Below are 19,137 nucleotides of genomic sequence, written 5' to 3'. Positions count from 1 at the left end.
CTAATTTAAATAAAATGTATGACTCTTTTTCCTAAGGATTTACAGACATTCCAATTGCCAGATGCTGAGCTAATATATAACCCTTGTTTCTATGATAACACCTCAGCTCTTCAAATTTTCAATTCACTAAAAGAAGAGATTCTTTGGCAGCAAGACGAGATCGCACTTTTTGGTAAAATTCATAAACAACCTCGGTTAACATCGTTATATGCCACCAATAGCATTCCTTACTCCTATTCAAATATTACTATGAGGCCCCATAAAATGACTCAACTTTTGTTGAAGCTTTTAAAGGATGTAGAATCGGCAACCAATGAAAAATTCACTACCATCCTTTTAAACTTTTACAGACATGGTAAGGATAGTAATGGATGGCATGCCGATAATGAGAAAGAATTGGGCTCTTCACCTACGATTGCATCCTTAAGTTTTGGAGAAACAAGAAAATTTCAATTTAAGCACAGAAATTTAAAAACAGAAAAACATCAATTGGATTTAACTTCGGGAAGTTTATTAATCATGAAACCACCCATGCAACAATTTTGGTTGCATCAAATTCCAAAAACGCAAAAAGAAGTAGGAGAAAGAATTAATTTGACCTTTAGGAAAATTGAATAAAAAAACCGAGGCCCCTCAACCTCGGTTTAGTTTTATTTGCATCTTTTATAATGTAGTTAGATTTAGGGTCTCTAGTATCAACAACATAATGCAAATATTAATTAATTAATCCATTGAACTAAAAAGTATGTCTTTTAGTACATTTCAAATGTATTATTTAATTTGATTTTAAACGTTTAAATACATCTTTTTTCGATGAAATACATATTTTTTTAACATATGCAGGTGAAATAACGCTTTTAATCGACGAATTACATAAAAAATAGAATGATAATTTATCATAAAATTCCATGGTAAATAAATTATTTGGTAGGATATTTACGTTATAGAAGTAGTTGCTAAGTCTATCCTTATTATTGTTTTATGAATATTAAATATTTTGTCATTGTCCTTTTCTTTTTGTCCGCCACTATAAAGGCACAGGAAAATGTGGATCTAGTGGAAGAAAACATTGCTATCAATGCCATGATTGACGGTAGTTTGTTATCCCCAAAAGAAACCACCCAGACGCTGGCAATCATTATTGCTGATTCTGGCCCTACCGATAGAGATGGCAATCAAAATTTCCAAAAGAACAACTCCTTAAAAAAATTGGCTATAGGCTTAGCACAAAATGGTATCGCCACTTTTAGATATGATAAGAGAACCGTTAAACAAATAAGAAGAGGCAATCTAGATTCTGATATTGTATTTAATGATTTTGTTACAGATGCAAAAGCTATAGTGCATTACTTTAAAAGTGAACGTCCCTTTGATAAAATTTTCATAATAGGTCACGGACAAGGAAGTTTGGTTGGAATGCTATCCAGCGAACAGCATGTAGATGGTTTTATCTCACTGGCTGGATCGGGAAAATCTTTTGATGACGTTCTTATAAAGGAAATTGAAAAAACAGCTCCCATGTATAAGGCAGATTCAGAAAGAGTCATTGCCCTTTTAAAGGAAGGAAAAACAACCAGCGACTACCCGCAACAGCTTTCTTCTATATTCAATGAAAGTATTCAGCCTTTTATGAGCAGTTGGTTTCAATTCAAACCTATAGAAGTTTTGTCTCAACTGTCTATACCTGTTTTGATTGTTAATGGCTCCAAAGACTTACAGGTGCCCATTGAAGAATCAGAATCCTTGCACAAAGCATCAAAAAATTCAAAATTGGTGATTATTGACAATATGAACCATGTTTTCTTTACCATAGAAGGTGATGATTTGGAAAATTCCAAATCTTATGCAGAAACCTTTAGAAAAGTAAATCCCGAATTGCTTACTACCCTGACAAAGTTTATAAAAAACCCTTCCAAGTAAATCGAAAAAAGCACCCCGAAAGGTGCTTTTTTACTTAACTAACCAACCAAAAAATATGAAAAAGTACTACACGCTTTTCAAGTAACCACACTGTCCAAGCACAATGTGTAGTAACATCTTGTATAAGGCAATTCCCGTGCCAAAGTTACCAAGTACAAGATTTTAAGAAATTATTAGCACCTATTAATTAATTTTAATATATTTATGATATCATTTTAATATCATAATCATGAAAGAAGAAAAAACTATTGTTCCTGCCAACGGTTATCTCATGTTGTTTGTTTTCCTTATTCTATTTTTTGGAGGTATTGCAAGCACCATTATTACTCAAAATCCGTTATTTCTTTTAATCATTGTACTTTCCTTACTCGTAGCTCCAGGTTTTATTATGGTACAGCCTAACGGTTCCAGAGTATTATTGCTATTTGGAAAATATGTAGGTAGTGTGAAACAAAATGGATTTTATTGGGTTAATCCGTTATATACTAAAAAGAAGATTTCTTTACGAGCTAGCAATTTTGATAGTGAACGATTAAAGGTAAATGACAAATTGGGAAATCCAGTTATGATAAGTACCATTTTGGTATGGAGAGTTCAAGACACCTACAAAGCAGCTTTTGATGTAGATAATTATGAGAACTTCGTAAAGGTTCAGACCGATGCTGCCGTGAGAAAACTGGCAAGTATGTATCCCTATGATAATTTTGCTGATGACGGCCATGAAGAAGACATTACCCTTCGGTCAAGCGTTAACGAGGTGAGTGAAGCTCTAGAAAAAGAAGTAGACGAACGCCTTTCAATAGCAGGGATAGAAGTTTTGGAGGCCAGAATTGGCTACCTTGCATATGCTCAGGAAATAGCCAACGCCATGTTGAAACGCCAACAAGCAACAGCCATTGTAGCAGCCAGACATAAAATTGTTGAAGGCGCCGTAAGCATGGTAGAAATGGCTTTAAACGAACTTGGAAAGAAAGAAATAGTGGAACTTGATGACGAGCGTAAAGCTGCTATGGTGAGTAACCTCATGGTGATACTTTGTGGAGATAAAGATGCCTCTCCTGTAGTAAATGCGGGCACATTAAACCATTAGAAATGAAAGAATATAAAGTAGTCAATACAAAAGCTGGATTGATCAAGCGTAATGAAAAGCTGGAAACTCTCCTAAATCAATACTCTCGAGAAGGTTGGGAATTAAAATTTATGCATCAAACTTTTTCAGTGGCCATCTTTGAACGCGATAAAAACAGATAGTAGCAACATGATTAAAGAATTTAACGAAACCCAACGCGTCGGGAATTGGATTTACATATTATTAAGCACCGATTTACTTGTCGTTTCACTTATTCTTTACAATGATGTCAAAAAAGGTAATATGAGTATGAATGAATTTATGTTTAGCCTAGGAATGATTTTATTGCTAAATGTTTTCATTGCTCTTTTTATAAGATTTTCCGCTTTGTACACCAAAGTGGATGCCCAGGGAGTTTCTTATAAGTATCCCCCTTTTTGTAGAAATTGGAAGTTAATTCCATTTGAAAATATCAATGATTTTCAAATTCAAAATTATTCCAGCATGAATCATGGCTATGGTGTAGGTAAGTGGAATTTTTTTTCTAAAACGGATAGTATCACTTCCATTGGCACAGATAAAGCAATCAAAATAAATTATAATTCAAAAAAACCCATTTTAATAGGAACTCAGAAAGCTTCAGAATTTTACAATGCCATAAGAAAATTCAAGTCGAAAGAGTACGAAATTTAAAACCAGTACTATGAGCAAAAAGAAAGCCTTTGCGTTAAGAATCAACGAAGACATGCTGAAAGCCATAGAAAAATGGGCTTCGGATGAATTTCGAAGTACCAATGGTCAAATAGAATGGATGCTCATGCAAAGTCTGAAAGAAGCCAAAAGAGAACCCAAAAAAGATAAAAACGACCGGTAGGTCGTTTTTTGTTTTATAAAGTATTCGGTAATTTGCCACTTTAACTTTTTATTTATGATAAAGGAAACTGTTTTTACCAATGATGCCATCGTTTTTGGTTTATTAATGTTGGCCTTAGGCTTTGTATTTTATACTGAATCTAGAAAAACAGGTTTTTGGCCTAAGTTCTACAAATACATTCCAGGACTCTTAATGTGCTATTTTATTCCGGCCATCTTTAGTTCTTTAAATTTAATTTCTGATGAGATTTCCAAAACCTATTTCATCGCCAGTAGATATCTTCTACCGGCATCTCTGGTTTTACTCACTCTAAGCATCGATTTAAAAGCGGTCTTTAATCTGGGTTGGAAAGCACTAGTTATGTTCTTTACTGGCACTATAGGAATTATCATTGGTGGACCCATCGCCATTTTAATCATTTCCATATTTTCTCCCGAAACGGTTGGTGGTGCCGGATTTGATGCCGTTTGGAGGGGATTGGCTACTTTGGCAGGAAGTTGGATAGGTGGTGGAGCCAACCAAGCAGCCATGTTGGAAATATATGAATTCAACCAAGAACTTTATGGCGGTATGGTTTTAGTTGACATTGTAGTGGCCAATATTTGGATGGCAGTTATCCTTTTGGGAATCGGAAAACGAAAAAAAATCGATTCCTGGTTACAAGCTGATAACACCGCTATAGACGAACTTCAAAACAAAGTTCAAAACTTTAGTGAAAAAATAAAAAGAGTACCCACGGTAACCGATTACATGCTTATACTAATGTGTGCCTTTGTAGCGGTAGGATTAGCGCATTTTGGCTCAGAAAAAATCTCCACTTTTTTAAGTAGTCATTTCGAAATTATTAGTGACCCCAAAAGCGCTCTATCATCCTTTGGAAGCGGGTTCTTTTGGCTAATTTCTATTGCTACTTTGATTGGTATCCTCCTTTCTTTCACAAAGGCCAAAAATCTCGAAGGCGCCGGAGCCAGTAAAATTGGAAGCGTTTTTATTTACATATTGGTTGCCACCATAGGAATGAAAATGGATCTCACCAAATTGTTTGAAAACCCGGGACTTATTTTAATTGGACTGGTTTGGATGCTAATTCATGTTATTCTTTTGATTGTAGTAGCTAAAATGATAAAAGCACCTTATTTTTTCTTGGCCGTTGGTAGTCAAGCTAATGTTGGTGGTGCAGCCTCGGCCCCAGTGGTTGCAGCCGCTTTTCATCCCTCATTGGCGACAGTTGGTGCTCTTTTGGCCGTCTTTGGATATGTGGTGGGAACCTATGGTGCCATTGCTTGTGCTGAATTAATGAAAATAGCCTCGGGAGGTTAGTAAAAAACCAATAATTATAAGATATTTGCTTCCATTAAAATTTGAATTAAATCAATGAAACATCTAGCAGCCCTTATCTGTTTATTAGCCATTCTCTCCTGTAGTAAAGAACGCGATCTTACTGTAAAAGGACATATTGAAGGACTAAAAAAAGGAACCATTTATTTAGAAAAACAACAAGATTCTACCATTGTAACTGTGGACTCTGTTGCCTTGAATGGCTCCTCAGATTTTATACTTTATAGTGATATAGAAACTCCAGAAGCTTTCTATCTAAGCTTAGATAAGAACAACCAAAGCAAACCAGATGAAAAAATTGTCTTTTTTGCAGACAAGGGAATTACCGAAATAAACTCTACCCTAAAAAACTTTATGGTAGATGCCAAAGTTAATGGGTCTGAACAACAAAAATTGTATGAAGATTACCTAAAGGTTATTACAAGATACAAGGATAAAAATCTGGAATTGATCAAGGAAGAATTTGAAGCCAAAAAAGCTGGAGATAGTGCCTTGATTGAAAAAAATATTCAAGATTGGGAGAAGTTGCTAAAAAGCAAGTATTTATTTACCGTAAACTTTGCGATCAATAATAAAGACAGTGAAGTAGCTCCCTATGTTACCTTAACCGAGATTTACGATGCCCAAACCAAATGGCTGGATACCATTTACCAATCACTCACTCCAAAAGTGCAGGCCTCTAAATATGGGAAGATGCTTGAAAAGCATATAGCAGACAATAAAGAATAAAAAAATTCCACCTAATAGGTGGAATTTTTTTTGAGCCTCCAGAGGGACTCGAACCCACGACCTGCTGATTACAAATCAGCTGCTCTAGCCAACTGAGCTATGGAGGCAAAACGGCTGCAAATATCAATCATGGATTTGACATCTGCAAACATTTTTTTTAAATCTTAGCTCAGTTTATTTACTTTTTCTATCAGTTCTTTTCCTTTGCTTTCCAATTCTTGGTTAATAGATTTAAAGTGTGCTTTTTTATCTTCAACACTTCTATCACTAACCTTTGCCATTAATGAATCAAAAGTTTCAATTGCTTCATCAATAATTGCCTCACTTTTTTTAGTGTCTTTTTCTGGATTGGAATATTCCCAAACGTAAACAGCTTCAATAATATCACCTAAAACATAATTGATGTCTTTCTTAAGGTCTCTTTTACTTGCCATAATTTATAATTTTAATGTATCTGCAAAATTATACATAAACTTCCAATAGCTTTGCATTCTTAGCCAATATTTTAAAATGCTCTACAGCTGCTGGAAGAAGCACGGTTTCTCCTTGCTTAACAGTTTCTTTGTAATCTTGGGTTTGAATTTCTGCTTCCCCTTCCACACACATATAAATCAAGAAAGAATCCTTACTATTATGCTTAATTAGGGTATCTGTCAAATGGATGAAGTTGGTTTTAAAATAGGGGCATTCTACCATCTCATTTGGTTGGTTAACTGTCTTCTCATATGATATTTTGAAATTATCAGGCATATCATAGTTAATGGCATCTATAGCCAAATCATTATGTAGCTCCCTAGAATTTCCATGGTCATCTACGCGATCCCAATCATAAACCCTATAGGTAATATCAGATGTTTGTTGGATCTCAGCTACCATAACTCCCGCACCTATAGCATGTATTCTACCTACTTCAATAAAAAAGGTATCACCTGCTTTCACTTTCTCAGTATTCAGAATAGCCGGTAAGGTTTTATTTTCCAAATTTTCCAAGTAAACTCCTGGAGTCACCTTCTGATTAAATCCCACAATCAAATTGGCATTTTCATCGGCCTGTACCACATACCACATTTCGGTCTTTCCAAAAGAATTATGACGCTCCATTGCCAATTGGTCATTTGGGTGCAATTGAATTGACAAATCTTCCTTAGCATCAATAAACTTGATTAGTAAAGGAAACTGGTCATTAAAGATTTTATAATTCTGAAGTCCGATAAGCCCCCCTTTATATTTAGTGAGTAATTCCTTCAATGTTGTTCCTTGTAAAGGTCCATTGGATACCACAGAGGTATCCCCTTTTACATCACTTATTTCCCAGCTCTCTCCTACTTTTTCCAATTTACTGGATTTTCCAAAATACGTTTTAAGCTTGGTACCTCCCCAAATTCGTTCCTTAAGTATAGGTTCAAATTTAATGGGGTATAATAATTCATTCATATAATTAACTACCTGTATAGGTTACAAAATTTCTTGGGGTTTCATAAAGGGTAACTTCCAAATCTACTTGTTCTCGTAATTTGGGACGTAATTTTTTATAAATAACGACAGCTATATTCTCGGCGGTTGGGTTTAAATCTTTAAATTCTTCAACTTCTAGATTGAGATTCTTATGATCAAAAGCCTCCTCTATTTCTTCTCTAATCAATTCCTTAAGAAACTTCATATCTATTACAAATCCAGTCTCAGGATTGATTCGCCCAGTGACACTTACAATTAACTCGTAATTATGACCATGGAAATGGGGATTACTACATTTACCAAACACCTCAAAGTTTTTTTCATCACTCCAATCCTTTCTGAATAATCTATGAGCTGCATTAAAATGTGCTTTTCTACTAACCGTTAATCTCATGCCTTTGAAATATTGATATGTTCGTAAAATTTATCAAAGATTATTTTAAACCACGCTGTATATTTTTCAGGATGTGAAGCTATGTCAGCATGAACTTCTTCCAACGTCATCCATTTCCAATCCATAACTTCATCCGGGTTGAGTTGTGGAGCTTCATTATAGTGCCCTATTAGAATGTGGTCAAATTCGTGTTCTGTCAATCCGTTGTCAAAAGGAGCCTTATAAATAAAGGATATTGTATCCTCTAAATCACAAGAAAACCCCATTTCTTCCATCAACCTTCTCTTTCCAGCTTCTATATTGCTCTCCCCTTCTCTTTGATGGCTACAACAGGTATTGGTCCATAAAAATGGGGAATGGTATTTATGGGCAGCTCTTTGCTGCAACATAAGTTCATTTCTATCATTAAAAACAAATACTGAAAAAGCCCTGTGAAGCAAACCCTTTTCATGTGCTTCCATTTTTTCCATCAACCCAATGGGTTCATCCTTTTCGTTAACTAAAATAACTTTCTCCTCTTTCATAGTGTAAAAATACCAATCCTGATTTAAAAATTTAATCAAACTTATATTAAAATTAAATCATAGACATACTCACTATCGATATGACATTAATAATAGTATCTTTGCAACCCATTTGAGTGAAAATATGAGTTTTATAAAAGAAATCAACAGAAGAAGAACCTTTGGAATTATTTCGCATCCAGATGCAGGTAAAACAACCTTAACAGAGAAGCTACTTTTATTTGGAGGTGCTATTCAAGAAGCAGGTGCTGTAAAAAGCAACAAAATAAAGAAAGGAGCAACTAGTGACTTTATGGAAATTGAACGTCAACGTGGAATTTCCGTTGCAACCTCTGTTCTAGCTTTTGAATATGATGGTTTTAAAATTAACATTTTGGACACTCCCGGGCACAAGGATTTTGCCGAAGACACCTTTAGAACCTTAACGGCTGTAGATAGTGTGATTGTAGTAATTGATGTGGCTAAAGGGGTTGAGGAACAAACTGAAAAGTTGGTTGAAGTTTGTAGGATGAGAAACATTCCTATGATTGTTTTCATCAATAAATTAGACCGAGAAGGAAAGGATGCTTTTGACCTATTGGATGAAATCGAACAAAAATTAGGGCTTCACGTAGTGCCATTAAGTTTTCCAATAGGTATGGGATATGAATTTAAAGGTATCTATAATATCTGGGAGAAAAATATCAATCTATTTACAGGTGATAGTAGAAAGGATATAGAGGAAACTATAGAAATCAATGATCTTAGTGCTCCCGAACTAGATAAATTAGTAGGCGAAAAAGCAGCCAATACTTTAAGGGAAGAGGTAGAATTGGTTGAAGGTATCTACCCTACCTTTGATAAAGAGGCTTACTTAAATGGAGAACAGCAACCCGTATTTTTTGGCTCTGCTCTTAATAACTTCGGAGTGCGTGAACTTTTAGATTGCTTTGTGGAGATTGCACCGAAACCCAGACCTAAACAAAGTGAAGAACGCATGGTACAACCTGATGAAACAAGTTTTTCCGGATTTGTATTTAAAATCCATGCCAACATGGATCCCAATCACAGAGACCGATTGGCCTTTATAAAAATTGTTTCTGGAGAATTTAAGCGCAATACACCTTACCTACACGTACGCCATGGTAAAAAATTAAAATTCTCAAGTCCGAATGCCTTTTTTGCTGAGAAAAAAGAAATTGTAGATATCTCCTTTCCAGGAGATATAGTGGGACTTCACGATACAGGAAACTTTAAAATTGGAGATACCTTGACGGAAGGAGAAGAAATCCATTACAAAGGAATTCCTAGTTTCTCTCCAGAGCACTTTAGATACATCAATAACGCTGACCCGCTAAAATCAAAACAGCTAAATAAAGGTATTGATCAATTAATGGATGAAGGTGTTGCCCAGTTATTTACATTGGAACTCAACGGTCGTAAAGTCATTGGAACGGTAGGAGCACTTCAATATGAAGTCATACAATATCGATTGGAGCATGAATATGGGGCTAAATGTACTTATGAAAGTGTTGCGGTACACAAAGCATGCTGGGTAGATCCTGATGATCCAAAAAATGAGGAATACAAGGAATTCTTAAGAGTAAAACAACGCTATTTGGCTAAAGATAAAAGAGGCCAACTCGTATTTTTGGCAGACTCGATGTTTTCATTACAAATGACACAACAAAAATATCCTAGTATTAAGTTTCATTTAACATCAGAATTTAATTAACAATTTAAACAACGATATCAATTCCGTAAGAATTATTATACGAAATTGAGAATATTTAAAAATAAAGATGCTGATTGTCGATTTTTTTATGAAAATATTAAAAACAATCTGTAAATTCATACTTGATTATAAACCCCAAAAATAATCTACTTATGGAAACACATGCCAATGTGTACAGTAATGAAGACATTACTGTAACCTACGAACCTAGGTTGTGTATTCATGCCGAAAGATGTGCTAAAGAACTTTCGGATGTTTTTAGAACATCAGTCATTCCATGGGTTAAACTCGATGGTGCTGAGTCTGAAAGAATTATCAACCAAATCAAGAAATGCCCTTCAAAGGCTTTGAAGTATTGTAGAAATACAAAGAAACGAGCAAGCTAACTAACTTTTAAAAAACAAAAAACCCTTTGAATATTCAAAGGGTTTTTAATTTTAATTAGGCTTCACCTGTTGGACCAAAATTCAATGGAATCGGTGGTTGCTCATAATCTTTGATTTCACCATGATTATTTTCAAATCTTTGCACATTATCGGCTAAGGCTTTCAACAAACGTTTGGCATGTTGTGGTGTCAAAATAATACGAGATTTCACCTTACTCTTAGGTGTTCCTGGCATAATACTTATAAAATCCACTACAAATTCTGAAACCGAATGATTTATTATAGCCAGATTGGAATAAGTTCCTTCTGCTACTTTTTCATCCAATTCAATATTAATTTGTCCTGGCTTTTTATTTTTTTGATCTTCTGCCATAATACTTTGATATGAATTAAAAAAAGAATCCCGCTTAACGCGGGAATTCTTTTTAGTTATAATTTACTTCTTGTTTGGCTTGCATCATTTCTTCAAACTCCTCTTTAGAACCAACTATTATATTGTCGTAGGTTCTCATACCAGTACCAGCTGGAATTCTGTGACCTACAATAACATTTTCTTTTAGTCCTTCAAGATAGTCTACTTTACCATTTACAGCTGCTTCGTTAAGAACTTTAGTAGTTTCCTGGAAGGAAGCTGCAGAGATAAATGACTTCGTTTGTAGTGACGCTCTTGTAATACCTTGTAAAATCGGAGAAGCTGTAGCTGGTCTAGCGTCTCTAGCTACAACCAGATTCTTATCTTCTCTACGTAAAATAGAGTTCTCATCTCTCAATTCTCTTGGAGTAAGAATTTGACCTGGCTTCAAGTTATCAGAATCACCAGCATCTTCAACAACCTTCATTCCGAAAATCTTGTCATTTTCGTTAATGAAATCAGATTTATGAGCTAATTGATCTTCTAAGAACGTGGTATCACCAGAATCAATGATTTGTACCTTACGCATCATTTGTCTTACAATAACCTCAAAGTGCTTATCATTAATCTTCACCCCTTGTAAACGGTATACTTCTTGAACTTCATTCACTAAATACTGTTGTACAGCAGATGGTCCTTTAATATTTAAGATATCATCTGGAGTAATTGATCCATCAGACAATGGCATACCAGCTTTCACAAAGTCATTCTCTTGTACCAAGATTTGATTTGATAGTTTAACTAAGTACTTCTTAATTTCTCCTAATTTGGACTCAACGATAATTTCACGGTTACCTCTCTTGATTTTTCCGAAGGAAACAACACCATCTATTTCACTTACCACTGCTGGGTTAGAAGGATTACGTGCTTCAAACAATTCTGTTACACGTGGTAAACCTCCCGTAATATCCCCTGCCTTAGCAGATTTACGAGGTATCTTAACCAAGATTTTACCTACTTTAATCTTCTCACCATCATTAATCATCAAGTGAGCGCCAACCGGTAGGTTGTAAGATCTAATAGTTTCTCCCTTAGAATCTTCGATATGAAGTGTAGGGATTAATTTTTTATTTCTAGATTCAGAAATTACTTTTTCTTGGAATCCTGTTTGCTCATCGATTTCAACTTGATATGTCACACCTTGTTCGATGTTTTCATATTTTACCTTACCAGCAAACTCAGAGATAATTACCCCGTTATATGGATCCCATTGACATACTACATCACCTTTCTTAAGATCTTGACCATCTTTAATAAAGATGCTAGAACCATAAGGAATGTTGTTTGTACTTAAAACAATTCCTGTTTTCTTATCAACAAGTTTAAGTTCTGATGTTCTAGAGATAACGATATCTACTTCATTACCTTCATTATCTTCTCCCTTAACAGTTTTAAGGTCATCGATTTCAGCAACACCATCAAACTTAACGATCAATTTATTTTCTTCTGAAATGTTACCTGCAATACCTCCTACGTGGAACGTACGAAGTGTTAACTGAGTACCAGGCTCACCAATGGACTGTGCTGCAACAACACCAACAGCCTCACCTCTTTGAACCATCTTACCAGTAGCTAAATTGCTACCATAACATTTAGAACAGATACCTTGTTGTGCCTCACATGTTAATGGAGAACGTGCTTCAATCGACTCTAATGGAGAGTTTTCAATAGCCTTGGCAATTTTCTCATCAATTAGGTCACCTGAAGAAACCAATAACTCATCAGTTAACGGATCGTATACATCATTCAATGAAATACGTCCAATTAATCTGTCAGATAATGACTCAACAATCTCATCATTTTTCTTAAGTGCAGAAACCTCTACTCCTCTTAACGTACCACAATCCTCAGTGTTGATAATAACATCCTGAGACACATCCACCAAACGACGGGTTAAGTAACCAGCATCTGCCGTTTTAAGAGCCGTATCCGCAAGACCTTTACGAGCACCGTGGGTAGAGATAAAGTATTCAAGAATTGAAAGACCTTCCTTAAAGTTAGAAAGAATCGGGTTTTCAATAATTTCACCACCACCAGCAGTTGATTTTTTAGGCTTAGCCATCAAACCACGCATACCAGTTAACTGACGAATCTGTTCTTTAGATCCCCTTGCACCAGAGTCAAGCATCATATATACCGAGTTGAAACCTTGTTGATCTTCTCTAATACGCTTCATTGACAATTCAGTCAATTCAGCATTGGTAGAAGTCCAAATATCAATCACCTGGTTATAACGCTCATTATTGGTAATCAATCCCATGTTATAGTTCATCATGATACCGTCAACTTGTGTATTGGCACGGTCAATCATGCTTTGCTTCTCAGCAGGGATGATAATATCTCCTAAACTAAATGATAATCCACCTTGGAAAGCGAAACGATATCCTAATTCTTTGATTTCATCCAAGAAATCGGCTGTTTCAGGAACACTAGTAACTTTCAAGATTCTACCGATGATATTTCTTAAAGATTTTTTAGTTAAAACCTCATTGATATATCCTGCAGAATGTGGAACTGTTTGATTAAACAATACACGTCCTACGGTAGTTTCTATAATTTGAAGTGCAATTTTTCCTTCTTCATTGAAATCAAAGGTTCTTACTTTAATTGCAGCATTCAAGTTAACACGCTTCTCATTATAAGCAATTACTACTTCTTCAGGAGAATAGAAGGTCAATCCTTCACCTTTGATTTTAACTTCATCAGTAGAACGACGCTCTTTGGTCATATAATAAAGACCAAGTACCATATCCTGAGAAGGAACCGCTACAGGAGATCCGTTTGCTGGATTCAAGATATTGTGAGAAGCCAACATTAATAATTGGGCTTCCAAAATAGCTTCTGGTCCTAATGGTAAGTGAACTGCCATTTGATCCCCATCAAAGTCGGCGTTAAATGCCGTAGTTACCAATGGGTGCAACTGGATTGCCTTACCTTCAATTAATTTAGGCTGAAACGCTTGAATACCTAAACGGTGTAATGTAGGAGCACGGTTTAGTAAAACTGGATGTCCTTTAATGACATTATCCAAAATATCCCAAACCACAGGCTCTCTTCTATCTATAATTTTCTTAGCAGACTTAACGGTTTTTACAATACCTCTTTCAATCAATTTACGGATTACAAAAGGTTTGTAAAGTTCAGCCGCCATATCTTTTGGTAAACCACACTCATACAATTTCAATTCTGGTCCTACAACAATTACAGAACGAGCAGAATAGTCAACACGCTTACCTAATAAGTTTTGACGGAAACGTCCTTGCTTACCTTTAAGCGAGTCTGATAATGATTTAAGTGGTCTATTTGAATCTGTTTTAACAGCAGAAGACTTACGAGTGTTATCAAATAATGAATCTACAGACTCTTGTAACATACGCTTCTCATTACGCAAAATCACTTCTGGAGCCTTGATTTCTACCAAACGCTTCAAACGATTGTTACGGATAATTACACGACGGTATAAGTCATTTAAATCTGAAGTTGCAAAACGACCACCATCCAATGGCACTAACGGACGTAATTCTGGTGGAATAACTGGAATCACCTTCATAATCATCCATTCTGGACGGTTTTCCCTGTTTTCGTTAGATTCACGTAACGCTTCAACGACTTGCAAACGCTTTAAAGCTTCTGTTTTACGTTGCTTAGAAGTTTCATTATTAGCCTTATGTCTTAACTCATATGATAAGCCATCAAGGTCAATTCTTTCTAACAATTCAATCAAACATTCAGCCCCCATTTTGGCGATGAACTTGTTTGGATCTGTATCTTCTAAGTATTGATTTTCTTGTGGAATCGATTCTAAAATATTTAGATATTCTTCCTCCGTTAAGAAATCCATTTTTTGTAAAGGTTCCCCTTCTGCATTTTTAGCAATACCAGGTTGGATAACTACGTATCTTTCGTAGTAAATAATCATATCCAACTTTTTGGAAGGCAATCCTAATAAATAACCAATTTTGTTTGGTAAAGAACGGAAATACCAAATATGTGCTACAGGAACAACTAGGTTAATATGTCCAACGCGATCACGACGAACCTTCTTCTCAGTCACTTCAACACCACATCTGTCGCAAATAATTCCTTTATATCTGATACGCTTATATTTTCCACAAGCACATTCGTAATCCTTAACAGGACCAAAAATACGCTCACAGAACAAACCATCACGCTCTGGTTTGTGAGTTCGATAATTAATAGTTTCTGGCTTTAGAACTTCACCTCTAGATTCTGCTAAAATAGATTCAGGAGAAGCCAAACCAATAGAGATTTTATTAAATCTCTGTACTGTATTCTTATCTTGTTTTCTTGCCATAATATATGGTACTATCGAATTAATTGTAAACTAATGTTCACCACCAAAAAATTGGTGGTGAACGATATATTATTCCTCTAATCTAATGTCTAGTCCAAGACCTTTCAATTCATGCATCAATACGTTGAAAGACTCTGGTAATCCAGGTTCTGGCATAGGCTCACCTTTAACAATACTTTCGTATGTTTTAGCTCTTCCTATAACGTCATCAGATTTAACGGTCAAGATTTCTCTTAGAGTACTTGATGCACCATAAGCTTCAAGAGCCCAAACCTCCATCTCACCAAAACGCTGACCTCCAAATTGTGCTTTACCACCTAAAGGTTGTTGCGTAATCAATGAGTATGGACCAATAGAACGGGCGTGCATCTTATCATCAACCATGTGACCTAATTTCAACATGTAGATAACACCAACAGTTGCAGGTTGGTCAAAACGATCACCTGTTCCACCGTCATATAAGTAAGTATGCCCAAATCTTGGGATTCCAGCTTCATCAGTAAACTCATTGATCTGGTCTAGAGTAGCACCGTCAAAAATAGGAGTAGCAAATTTCTTTCCTAACTTTTGACCAGCCCATCCAAGAACCGTTTCATAAATCTGACCAATGTTCATACGAGATGGTACCCCTAGTGGGTTTAACACGATATCAACTGGTGTTCCATCTTCAAGGAATGGCATATCTTCTTCTCTTACGATACGGGCAACAATACCTTTGTTACCGTGACGACCTGCCATCTTATCCCCTACTTTCAGTTTACGTTTTTTAGCAATATAAACTTTAGCTAGTTTGATGATCCCTGCTGGCAATTCATCTCCTACAGAAATGGTAAACTTCTCACGTCTTAAAGAACCTTGTAAGTCGTTCTCCTTGATTTTGTAGTTGTGAATTAAATCAGCAACCAATTTGTTTGTATAATCATCAGTAGTCCAAGAACCTGAAGTTAAATGCGTGTAATCATCAACAGCATGTAACATTTTCAAGGTATATTTCTTACCTTTTGGCAATACTTCTTCCCCTAGATCATTAAAGATACCTTGAGCAGTTTTTCCATTCACAATAGCGAATAATTTATCTACCAAGTTATCCTTTAACTCATCAAATTTACTAGTGTAAGCTGCTTCAAGTTGGGCGATATCCTCCTTATCTTTTGCACGTTTGCGCTTATCTTTGATAGCACGAGCAAATAATTTTTTATCGATAACAACACCATTCAATGAAGGAGATGCTTTTAAAGAGGCATCTTTAACATCACCAGCCTTATCACCGAAGATAGCTCTCAATAATTTTTCTTCTGGAGTTGGGTCAGATTCTCCTTTAGGTGTAATCTTACCTATCAAAATATCTCCAGGTTTTACTTCAGCACCTACTCTAATCATACCGTTTTCATCAAGGTCTTTAGTAGCCTCTTCTGAAACGTTAGGAATATCATTTGTCAATTCTTCATTACCTAATTTGGTATCACGAACTTCCAATGAGTATTCATCAATATGAATAGAAGTAAAAATGTCTTCTCTTACTACTTTCTCAGAAATCACAATCGCATCCTCAAAGTTATACCCTTTCCAAGGCATGAAGGCTACTTTCATGTTTCTACCTAACGCTAATTCTCCAGTTTGAGTTGCATAACCTTCACAAAGTACTTGTCCTTTAGAAACTTTATCACCTTTTCTAACAATCGGTTTCAAGTTAATAGAAGTACCTTGGTTGGTTTTTCTGAATTTAACTAACGGATAGGTTTTGGTTTCAGCATCAAAACTAACTTTGGCTTCATCCTCAGTTCTATCGTAACGAATAGTAATTTCCCTAGCATCAACATATTCAACAACCCCTTCTCCTTCAGCATTAATCAATACTCTTGAATCTTTCGCTACTTGTCTTTCAAGACCAGTACCAACAATTGGAGAATCAGGACGTAACAATGGTACAGCCTGACGCATCATGTTAGATCCCATCAAAGCACGGTTCGCATCATCATGTTCCAAGAAAGGAATTAATGAAGCTGAAATAGAAGCTACTTGGTTTGGCGCAACGTCTGTGTAATGAACTTTATCTGGTTCAACAACAGGGAAGTCACCTTCCATTCTAGCAATAACCTTATCATTCAATACCTTTCCAGCGTCATCAACTTTTACGGTTGCCTGAGCGATCAATTTTTCTTCTTCCTCTTCGGCACTTAGATAGATTGGTTCTCCCTTGATATCAACAACACCATCTACAACAGGACGATAAGGCGTTTCAATGAATCCCATCGAGTTTACTTTTGCGTAAACTGAAAGAGAAGAAATCAAACCAATATTCGGTCCTTCTGGTGTTTCAATTGGACATAAACGTCCGTAGTGTGTATAGTGAACGTCACGAACCTCAAATCCAGCTCTTTCTCTAGATAAACCTCCAGGTCCTAAAGCTGATAGACGACGTTTGTGAGTGATCTCAGCCAATGGGTTCGTTTGATCCATGAACTGAGATAACTGATTGGTACCAAAGAATGAGTTGATTACAGATGATAATGTCTTAGCATTGATCAAATCGATAGGAGTAAACACCTCATTATCACGAACGTTCATACGCTCACGAATGGTACGAGCCATACGAGCTAAACCAACACCAAACTGAGATGATAATTGCTCACCTACGGTACGTACACGACGGTTTGATAAGTGATCGATATCATCGATTTCAGCTTTTGAGTTGATTAATTCAATTAAATATTTAATAATGGTAATGATGTCTTCTTTGGTAAGCACTTGCTTATCCATTCCGATATCAAGACCTAATTTTTTATTCATTCTATAACGCCCTACTTCACCTAATGAATAACGTTGATCACTGAAGAATAATTTATCAATGATACCACGAGCCGTTTCCTCATCTGGCGGTTCTGCATTACGCAATTGACGGTAGATGTGCTCTACTGCCTCTTTCTCAGAGTTTGTAGGGTCTTTTTGCAAGGTGTTATGGATAATAGCATAATCACCTTGTTGTGCATTTTCCTTGTGCAATAAGATCGTTTTTACACTAGTCTCAAGGATTTCTTCAATATTATCCTTGTCCAATACGGTATCACGATCTAAAATGATTTCGTTTCTTTCAATAGAAACTACTTCTCCTGTATCCTCATCAACGAAATCCTCATGCCATGTATTAAGTACACGAGCAGCCAATTTACGGCCAATAACTTTTTTCAATCCTGCTTTTGAAACCTTAACTTCTTCAGCAAGGTCAAAAATTTCAAGAATGTCTTTATCTCTTTCAAATCCAATAGCTCTGAAAAGAGTGGTAACAGGTAACTTTTTCTTACGGTCAATGTAAGCATACATTACACTGTTGATATCTGTAGCGAATTCTATCCAAGAACCCTTGAATGGAATAACTCTAGCAGAATATAATTTGGTTCCATTTGCATGGAAAGATTGTCCAAAGAAAACTCCTGGTGAACGGTGCAATTGGGATACAACAACACGTTCAGCACCATTGATAACAAACGTACCGCTTGGAGTCATGTATGGTATGGTTCCTAAATATACATCCTGAACGATGGTTTCGAAGTCCTCATGTTCTGGGTCTGTACAATAAAGCTTAAGTCTAGCTTTTAAAGGAACACTATAGGTAAGTCCTCTTTCAATACATTCCTCGATGGTATATCTAGGAGGGTCAATAAAGTAATCTAAAAATTCTAAAACAAATTGATTACGTGTGTCAGTTATAGGGAAATTTTCCATGAAGGTGTTATAAAGACCTTCTTTCCCTCTCTCTTCTGATTTAGTTTCCAACTGGAAGAAATCCTGGAAGGATTGAATCTGAATGTCCAAGAAATCGGGGTACTCAGTTCTATTGATAATAGAAGAGAAGTTTGTTCTTTCAGCTTGTTTTGCTAACATCAATGGACGGAATTTTGATTAAAAAATAAAAAGGTGTGCGTACGGTGCATTTATATACGCAAAATGGTCTAGGCCTAAAAGTGTATAAACTTTAGGCCTAAACCTTTATAAGTTTGAGCGTTTAA

17 protein-coding genes and 1 tRNA gene are annotated in these 19,137 nt (G+C 35.9%); 10 read left to right on the top strand and 8 right to left on the bottom strand.

What is annotated here, in order from left to right:
* The first annotated feature begins 18 nt into the window (after positions 1–18).
* The 8 genes from GZ212_RS09670 to GZ212_RS09635 all read left to right on the top strand — a co-directional run bounded on the left by GZ212_RS09670 (position 19) and on the right by GZ212_RS09635 (position 5,930).
* On the top strand, positions 19–618 hold the full coding sequence (locus GZ212_RS09670; RefSeq protein ID WP_166959410.1) for an alpha-ketoglutarate-dependent dioxygenase AlkB: 600 nt from the start codon (positions 19–21) through the stop codon (positions 616–618).
* 363 nt (positions 619–981) lie between these two features.
* On the top strand, positions 982–1,920 hold the full coding sequence (locus GZ212_RS09665; protein ID WP_166959407.1) for an alpha/beta hydrolase: 939 nt from the start codon (positions 982–984) through the stop codon (positions 1,918–1,920).
* Positions 1,921–2,149: 229 nt separating this feature from the next.
* The gene (locus tag GZ212_RS09660) at positions 2,150–3,010 is read left to right on the top strand and encodes an SPFH domain-containing protein (RefSeq protein WP_166959404.1); all 861 of its coding nucleotides are present in this window, start codon (positions 2,150–2,152) and stop codon (positions 3,008–3,010) included.
* Between the two features lie 2 nt (positions 3,011–3,012).
* On the top strand, positions 3,013–3,171 hold the full coding sequence (locus GZ212_RS09655; protein WP_166959401.1) for a DUF4177 domain-containing protein: 159 nt from the start codon (positions 3,013–3,015) through the stop codon (positions 3,169–3,171).
* A gap of 7 nt (positions 3,172–3,178) precedes the next feature.
* The gene (locus GZ212_RS09650; RefSeq protein ID WP_166959398.1) at positions 3,179–3,682 is read left to right on the top strand and encodes a hypothetical protein; all 504 of its coding nucleotides are present in this window, start codon (positions 3,179–3,181) and stop codon (positions 3,680–3,682) included.
* A 10-nt stretch (positions 3,683–3,692) separates the two neighbouring features.
* Positions 3,693–3,863, top strand: a complete 171-nt coding sequence (locus GZ212_RS09645) for an Arc family DNA-binding protein (protein WP_082316614.1) — start codon at positions 3,693–3,695, stop codon at positions 3,861–3,863.
* 54 nt (positions 3,864–3,917) lie between these two features.
* Positions 3,918–5,183: a DUF819 domain-containing protein gene (locus tag GZ212_RS09640; RefSeq protein WP_166959396.1), complete on the top strand. Its 1,266-nt coding sequence runs from the start codon at positions 3,918–3,920 to the stop codon at positions 5,181–5,183.
* Between the two features lie 54 nt (positions 5,184–5,237).
* On the top strand, positions 5,238–5,930 hold the full coding sequence (locus GZ212_RS09635; protein ID WP_166959394.1) for a DUF4369 domain-containing protein: 693 nt from the start codon (positions 5,238–5,240) through the stop codon (positions 5,928–5,930).
* A 33-nt stretch (positions 5,931–5,963) separates the two neighbouring features.
* On the opposite strand, the gene GZ212_RS09630 is transcribed toward GZ212_RS09635, so the two are convergent.
* The 5 genes from GZ212_RS09630 to idi form a co-directional block, all read right to left on the bottom strand.
* Positions 5,964–6,037 (bottom strand) — tRNA-Thr (locus GZ212_RS09630).
* Between the two features lie 57 nt (positions 6,038–6,094).
* On the bottom strand, positions 6,095–6,364 hold the full coding sequence (locus tag GZ212_RS09625; protein WP_053972374.1) for a hypothetical protein: 270 nt from the start codon (positions 6,362–6,364) through the stop codon (positions 6,095–6,097).
* A 28-nt stretch (positions 6,365–6,392) separates the two neighbouring features.
* Positions 6,393–7,364: a type I phosphomannose isomerase catalytic subunit gene (locus GZ212_RS09620; protein WP_166959391.1), complete on the bottom strand. Its 972-nt coding sequence runs from the start codon at positions 7,362–7,364 to the stop codon at positions 6,393–6,395.
* 4 nt (positions 7,365–7,368) lie between these two features.
* Positions 7,369–7,779 (bottom strand): 6-carboxytetrahydropterin synthase, encoded by a 411-nt coding sequence (locus tag GZ212_RS09615; protein ID WP_053972372.1) that lies wholly within the window; start codon positions 7,777–7,779, stop codon positions 7,369–7,371.
* On the bottom strand, positions 7,776–8,303 hold the full coding sequence (gene idi / locus GZ212_RS09610) for an isopentenyl-diphosphate Delta-isomerase (protein ID WP_166959388.1): 528 nt from the start codon (positions 8,301–8,303) through the stop codon (positions 7,776–7,778). The genes GZ212_RS09615 and idi overlap by 4 nt, the downstream gene beginning before the upstream one ends.
* A 124-nt stretch (positions 8,304–8,427) precedes the next feature.
* On the opposite strand from idi, the gene GZ212_RS09605 reads away from it, so the two are divergent.
* Both GZ212_RS09605 and GZ212_RS09600 read left to right on the top strand, forming a co-directional pair.
* Positions 8,428–10,017 carry a peptide chain release factor 3 gene (locus GZ212_RS09605; RefSeq protein ID WP_166959386.1) on the top strand — a complete coding sequence of 530 codons (1,590 nt, stop codon included), beginning with the start codon at positions 8,428–8,430 and terminating at the stop codon, positions 10,015–10,017.
* 152 nt (positions 10,018–10,169) lie between these two features.
* Positions 10,170–10,403, top strand: coding sequence for a (4Fe-4S)-binding protein (locus GZ212_RS09600; RefSeq protein WP_053972369.1), 234 nt, complete (start codon positions 10,170–10,172; stop codon positions 10,401–10,403).
* A gap of 55 nt (positions 10,404–10,458) precedes the next feature.
* On the opposite strand, the gene GZ212_RS09595 is transcribed toward GZ212_RS09600, so the two are convergent.
* The 3 genes from GZ212_RS09595 to rpoB all read right to left on the bottom strand — a co-directional run bounded on the left by GZ212_RS09595 (position 10,459) and on the right by rpoB (position 19,012).
* A complete protein-coding gene (locus tag GZ212_RS09595; protein ID WP_053972368.1) occupies positions 10,459–10,776 on the bottom strand; it encodes a DUF3467 domain-containing protein in 318 nt (105 codons plus the stop codon).
* Positions 10,777–10,828: 52 nt separating this feature from the next.
* Positions 10,829–15,130 (bottom strand): DNA-directed RNA polymerase subunit beta', encoded by a 4,302-nt coding sequence (gene rpoC / locus GZ212_RS09590; RefSeq protein ID WP_166959383.1) that lies wholly within the window; start codon positions 15,128–15,130, stop codon positions 10,829–10,831.
* Positions 15,131–15,199: 69 nt separating this feature from the next.
* Positions 15,200–19,012: a DNA-directed RNA polymerase subunit beta gene (gene rpoB / locus GZ212_RS09585; RefSeq protein WP_053972366.1), complete on the bottom strand. Its 3,813-nt coding sequence runs from the start codon at positions 19,010–19,012 to the stop codon at positions 15,200–15,202.
* Between the last annotated feature and the right edge of the window lie 125 nt (positions 19,013–19,137).

Source organism: Mangrovimonas sp. CR14 (genome assembly GCF_011764015.1).
Taxonomy (GTDB): domain Bacteria; phylum Bacteroidota; class Bacteroidia; order Flavobacteriales; family Flavobacteriaceae; genus Mangrovimonas; species Mangrovimonas futianensis.
The sequence above is the reverse complement of the archived record's forward strand: the minus strand, read 5'-3'. Positions and strand labels throughout refer to the sequence as shown.

Excerpts from the sequence above, each read along its gene's own strand:
- GZ212_RS09670 (WP_166959410.1), top strand. The coding sequence starts at position 19 with ATGACTCTTTTTCCTAAGGATTTACAGACATTCCAATTGCCAGATGCT.
- GZ212_RS09665 (WP_166959407.1), top strand. The coding sequence starts at position 982 with ATGAATATTAAATATTTTGTCATTGTCCTTTTCTTTTTGTCCGCCACT.
- GZ212_RS09660 (WP_166959404.1), top strand. The coding sequence starts at position 2,150 with ATGAAAGAAGAAAAAACTATTGTTCCTGCCAACGGTTATCTCATGTTG.
- GZ212_RS09655 (WP_166959401.1), top strand. The coding sequence starts at position 3,013 with ATGAAAGAATATAAAGTAGTCAATACAAAAGCTGGATTGATCAAGCGT.
- GZ212_RS09650 (WP_166959398.1), top strand. The coding sequence starts at position 3,179 with ATGATTAAAGAATTTAACGAAACCCAACGCGTCGGGAATTGGATTTAC.
- GZ212_RS09645 (WP_082316614.1), top strand. The coding sequence starts at position 3,693 with ATGAGCAAAAAGAAAGCCTTTGCGTTAAGAATCAACGAAGACATGCTG.
- GZ212_RS09640 (WP_166959396.1), top strand. The coding sequence starts at position 3,918 with ATGATAAAGGAAACTGTTTTTACCAATGATGCCATCGTTTTTGGTTTA.
- GZ212_RS09635 (WP_166959394.1), top strand. The coding sequence starts at position 5,238 with ATGAAACATCTAGCAGCCCTTATCTGTTTATTAGCCATTCTCTCCTGT.
- GZ212_RS09625 (WP_053972374.1), bottom strand. The coding sequence starts at position 6,364 with ATGGCAAGTAAAAGAGACCTTAAGAAAGACATCAATTATGTTTTAGGT.
- GZ212_RS09620 (WP_166959391.1), bottom strand. The coding sequence starts at position 7,364 with ATGAATGAATTATTATACCCCATTAAATTTGAACCTATACTTAAGGAA.
- GZ212_RS09615 (WP_053972372.1), bottom strand. The coding sequence starts at position 7,779 with ATGAGATTAACGGTTAGTAGAAAAGCACATTTTAATGCAGCTCATAGA.
- idi (WP_166959388.1), bottom strand. The coding sequence starts at position 8,303 with ATGAAAGAGGAGAAAGTTATTTTAGTTAACGAAAAGGATGAACCCATT.
- GZ212_RS09605 (WP_166959386.1), top strand. The coding sequence starts at position 8,428 with ATGAGTTTTATAAAAGAAATCAACAGAAGAAGAACCTTTGGAATTATT.
- GZ212_RS09600 (WP_053972369.1), top strand. The coding sequence starts at position 10,170 with ATGGAAACACATGCCAATGTGTACAGTAATGAAGACATTACTGTAACC.
- GZ212_RS09595 (WP_053972368.1), bottom strand. The coding sequence starts at position 10,776 with ATGGCAGAAGATCAAAAAAATAAAAAGCCAGGACAAATTAATATTGAA.
- rpoC (WP_166959383.1), bottom strand. The coding sequence starts at position 15,130 with ATGGCAAGAAAACAAGATAAGAATACAGTACAGAGATTTAATAAAATC.
- rpoB (WP_053972366.1), bottom strand. The coding sequence starts at position 19,012 with ATGTTAGCAAAACAAGCTGAAAGAACAAACTTCTCTTCTATTATCAAT.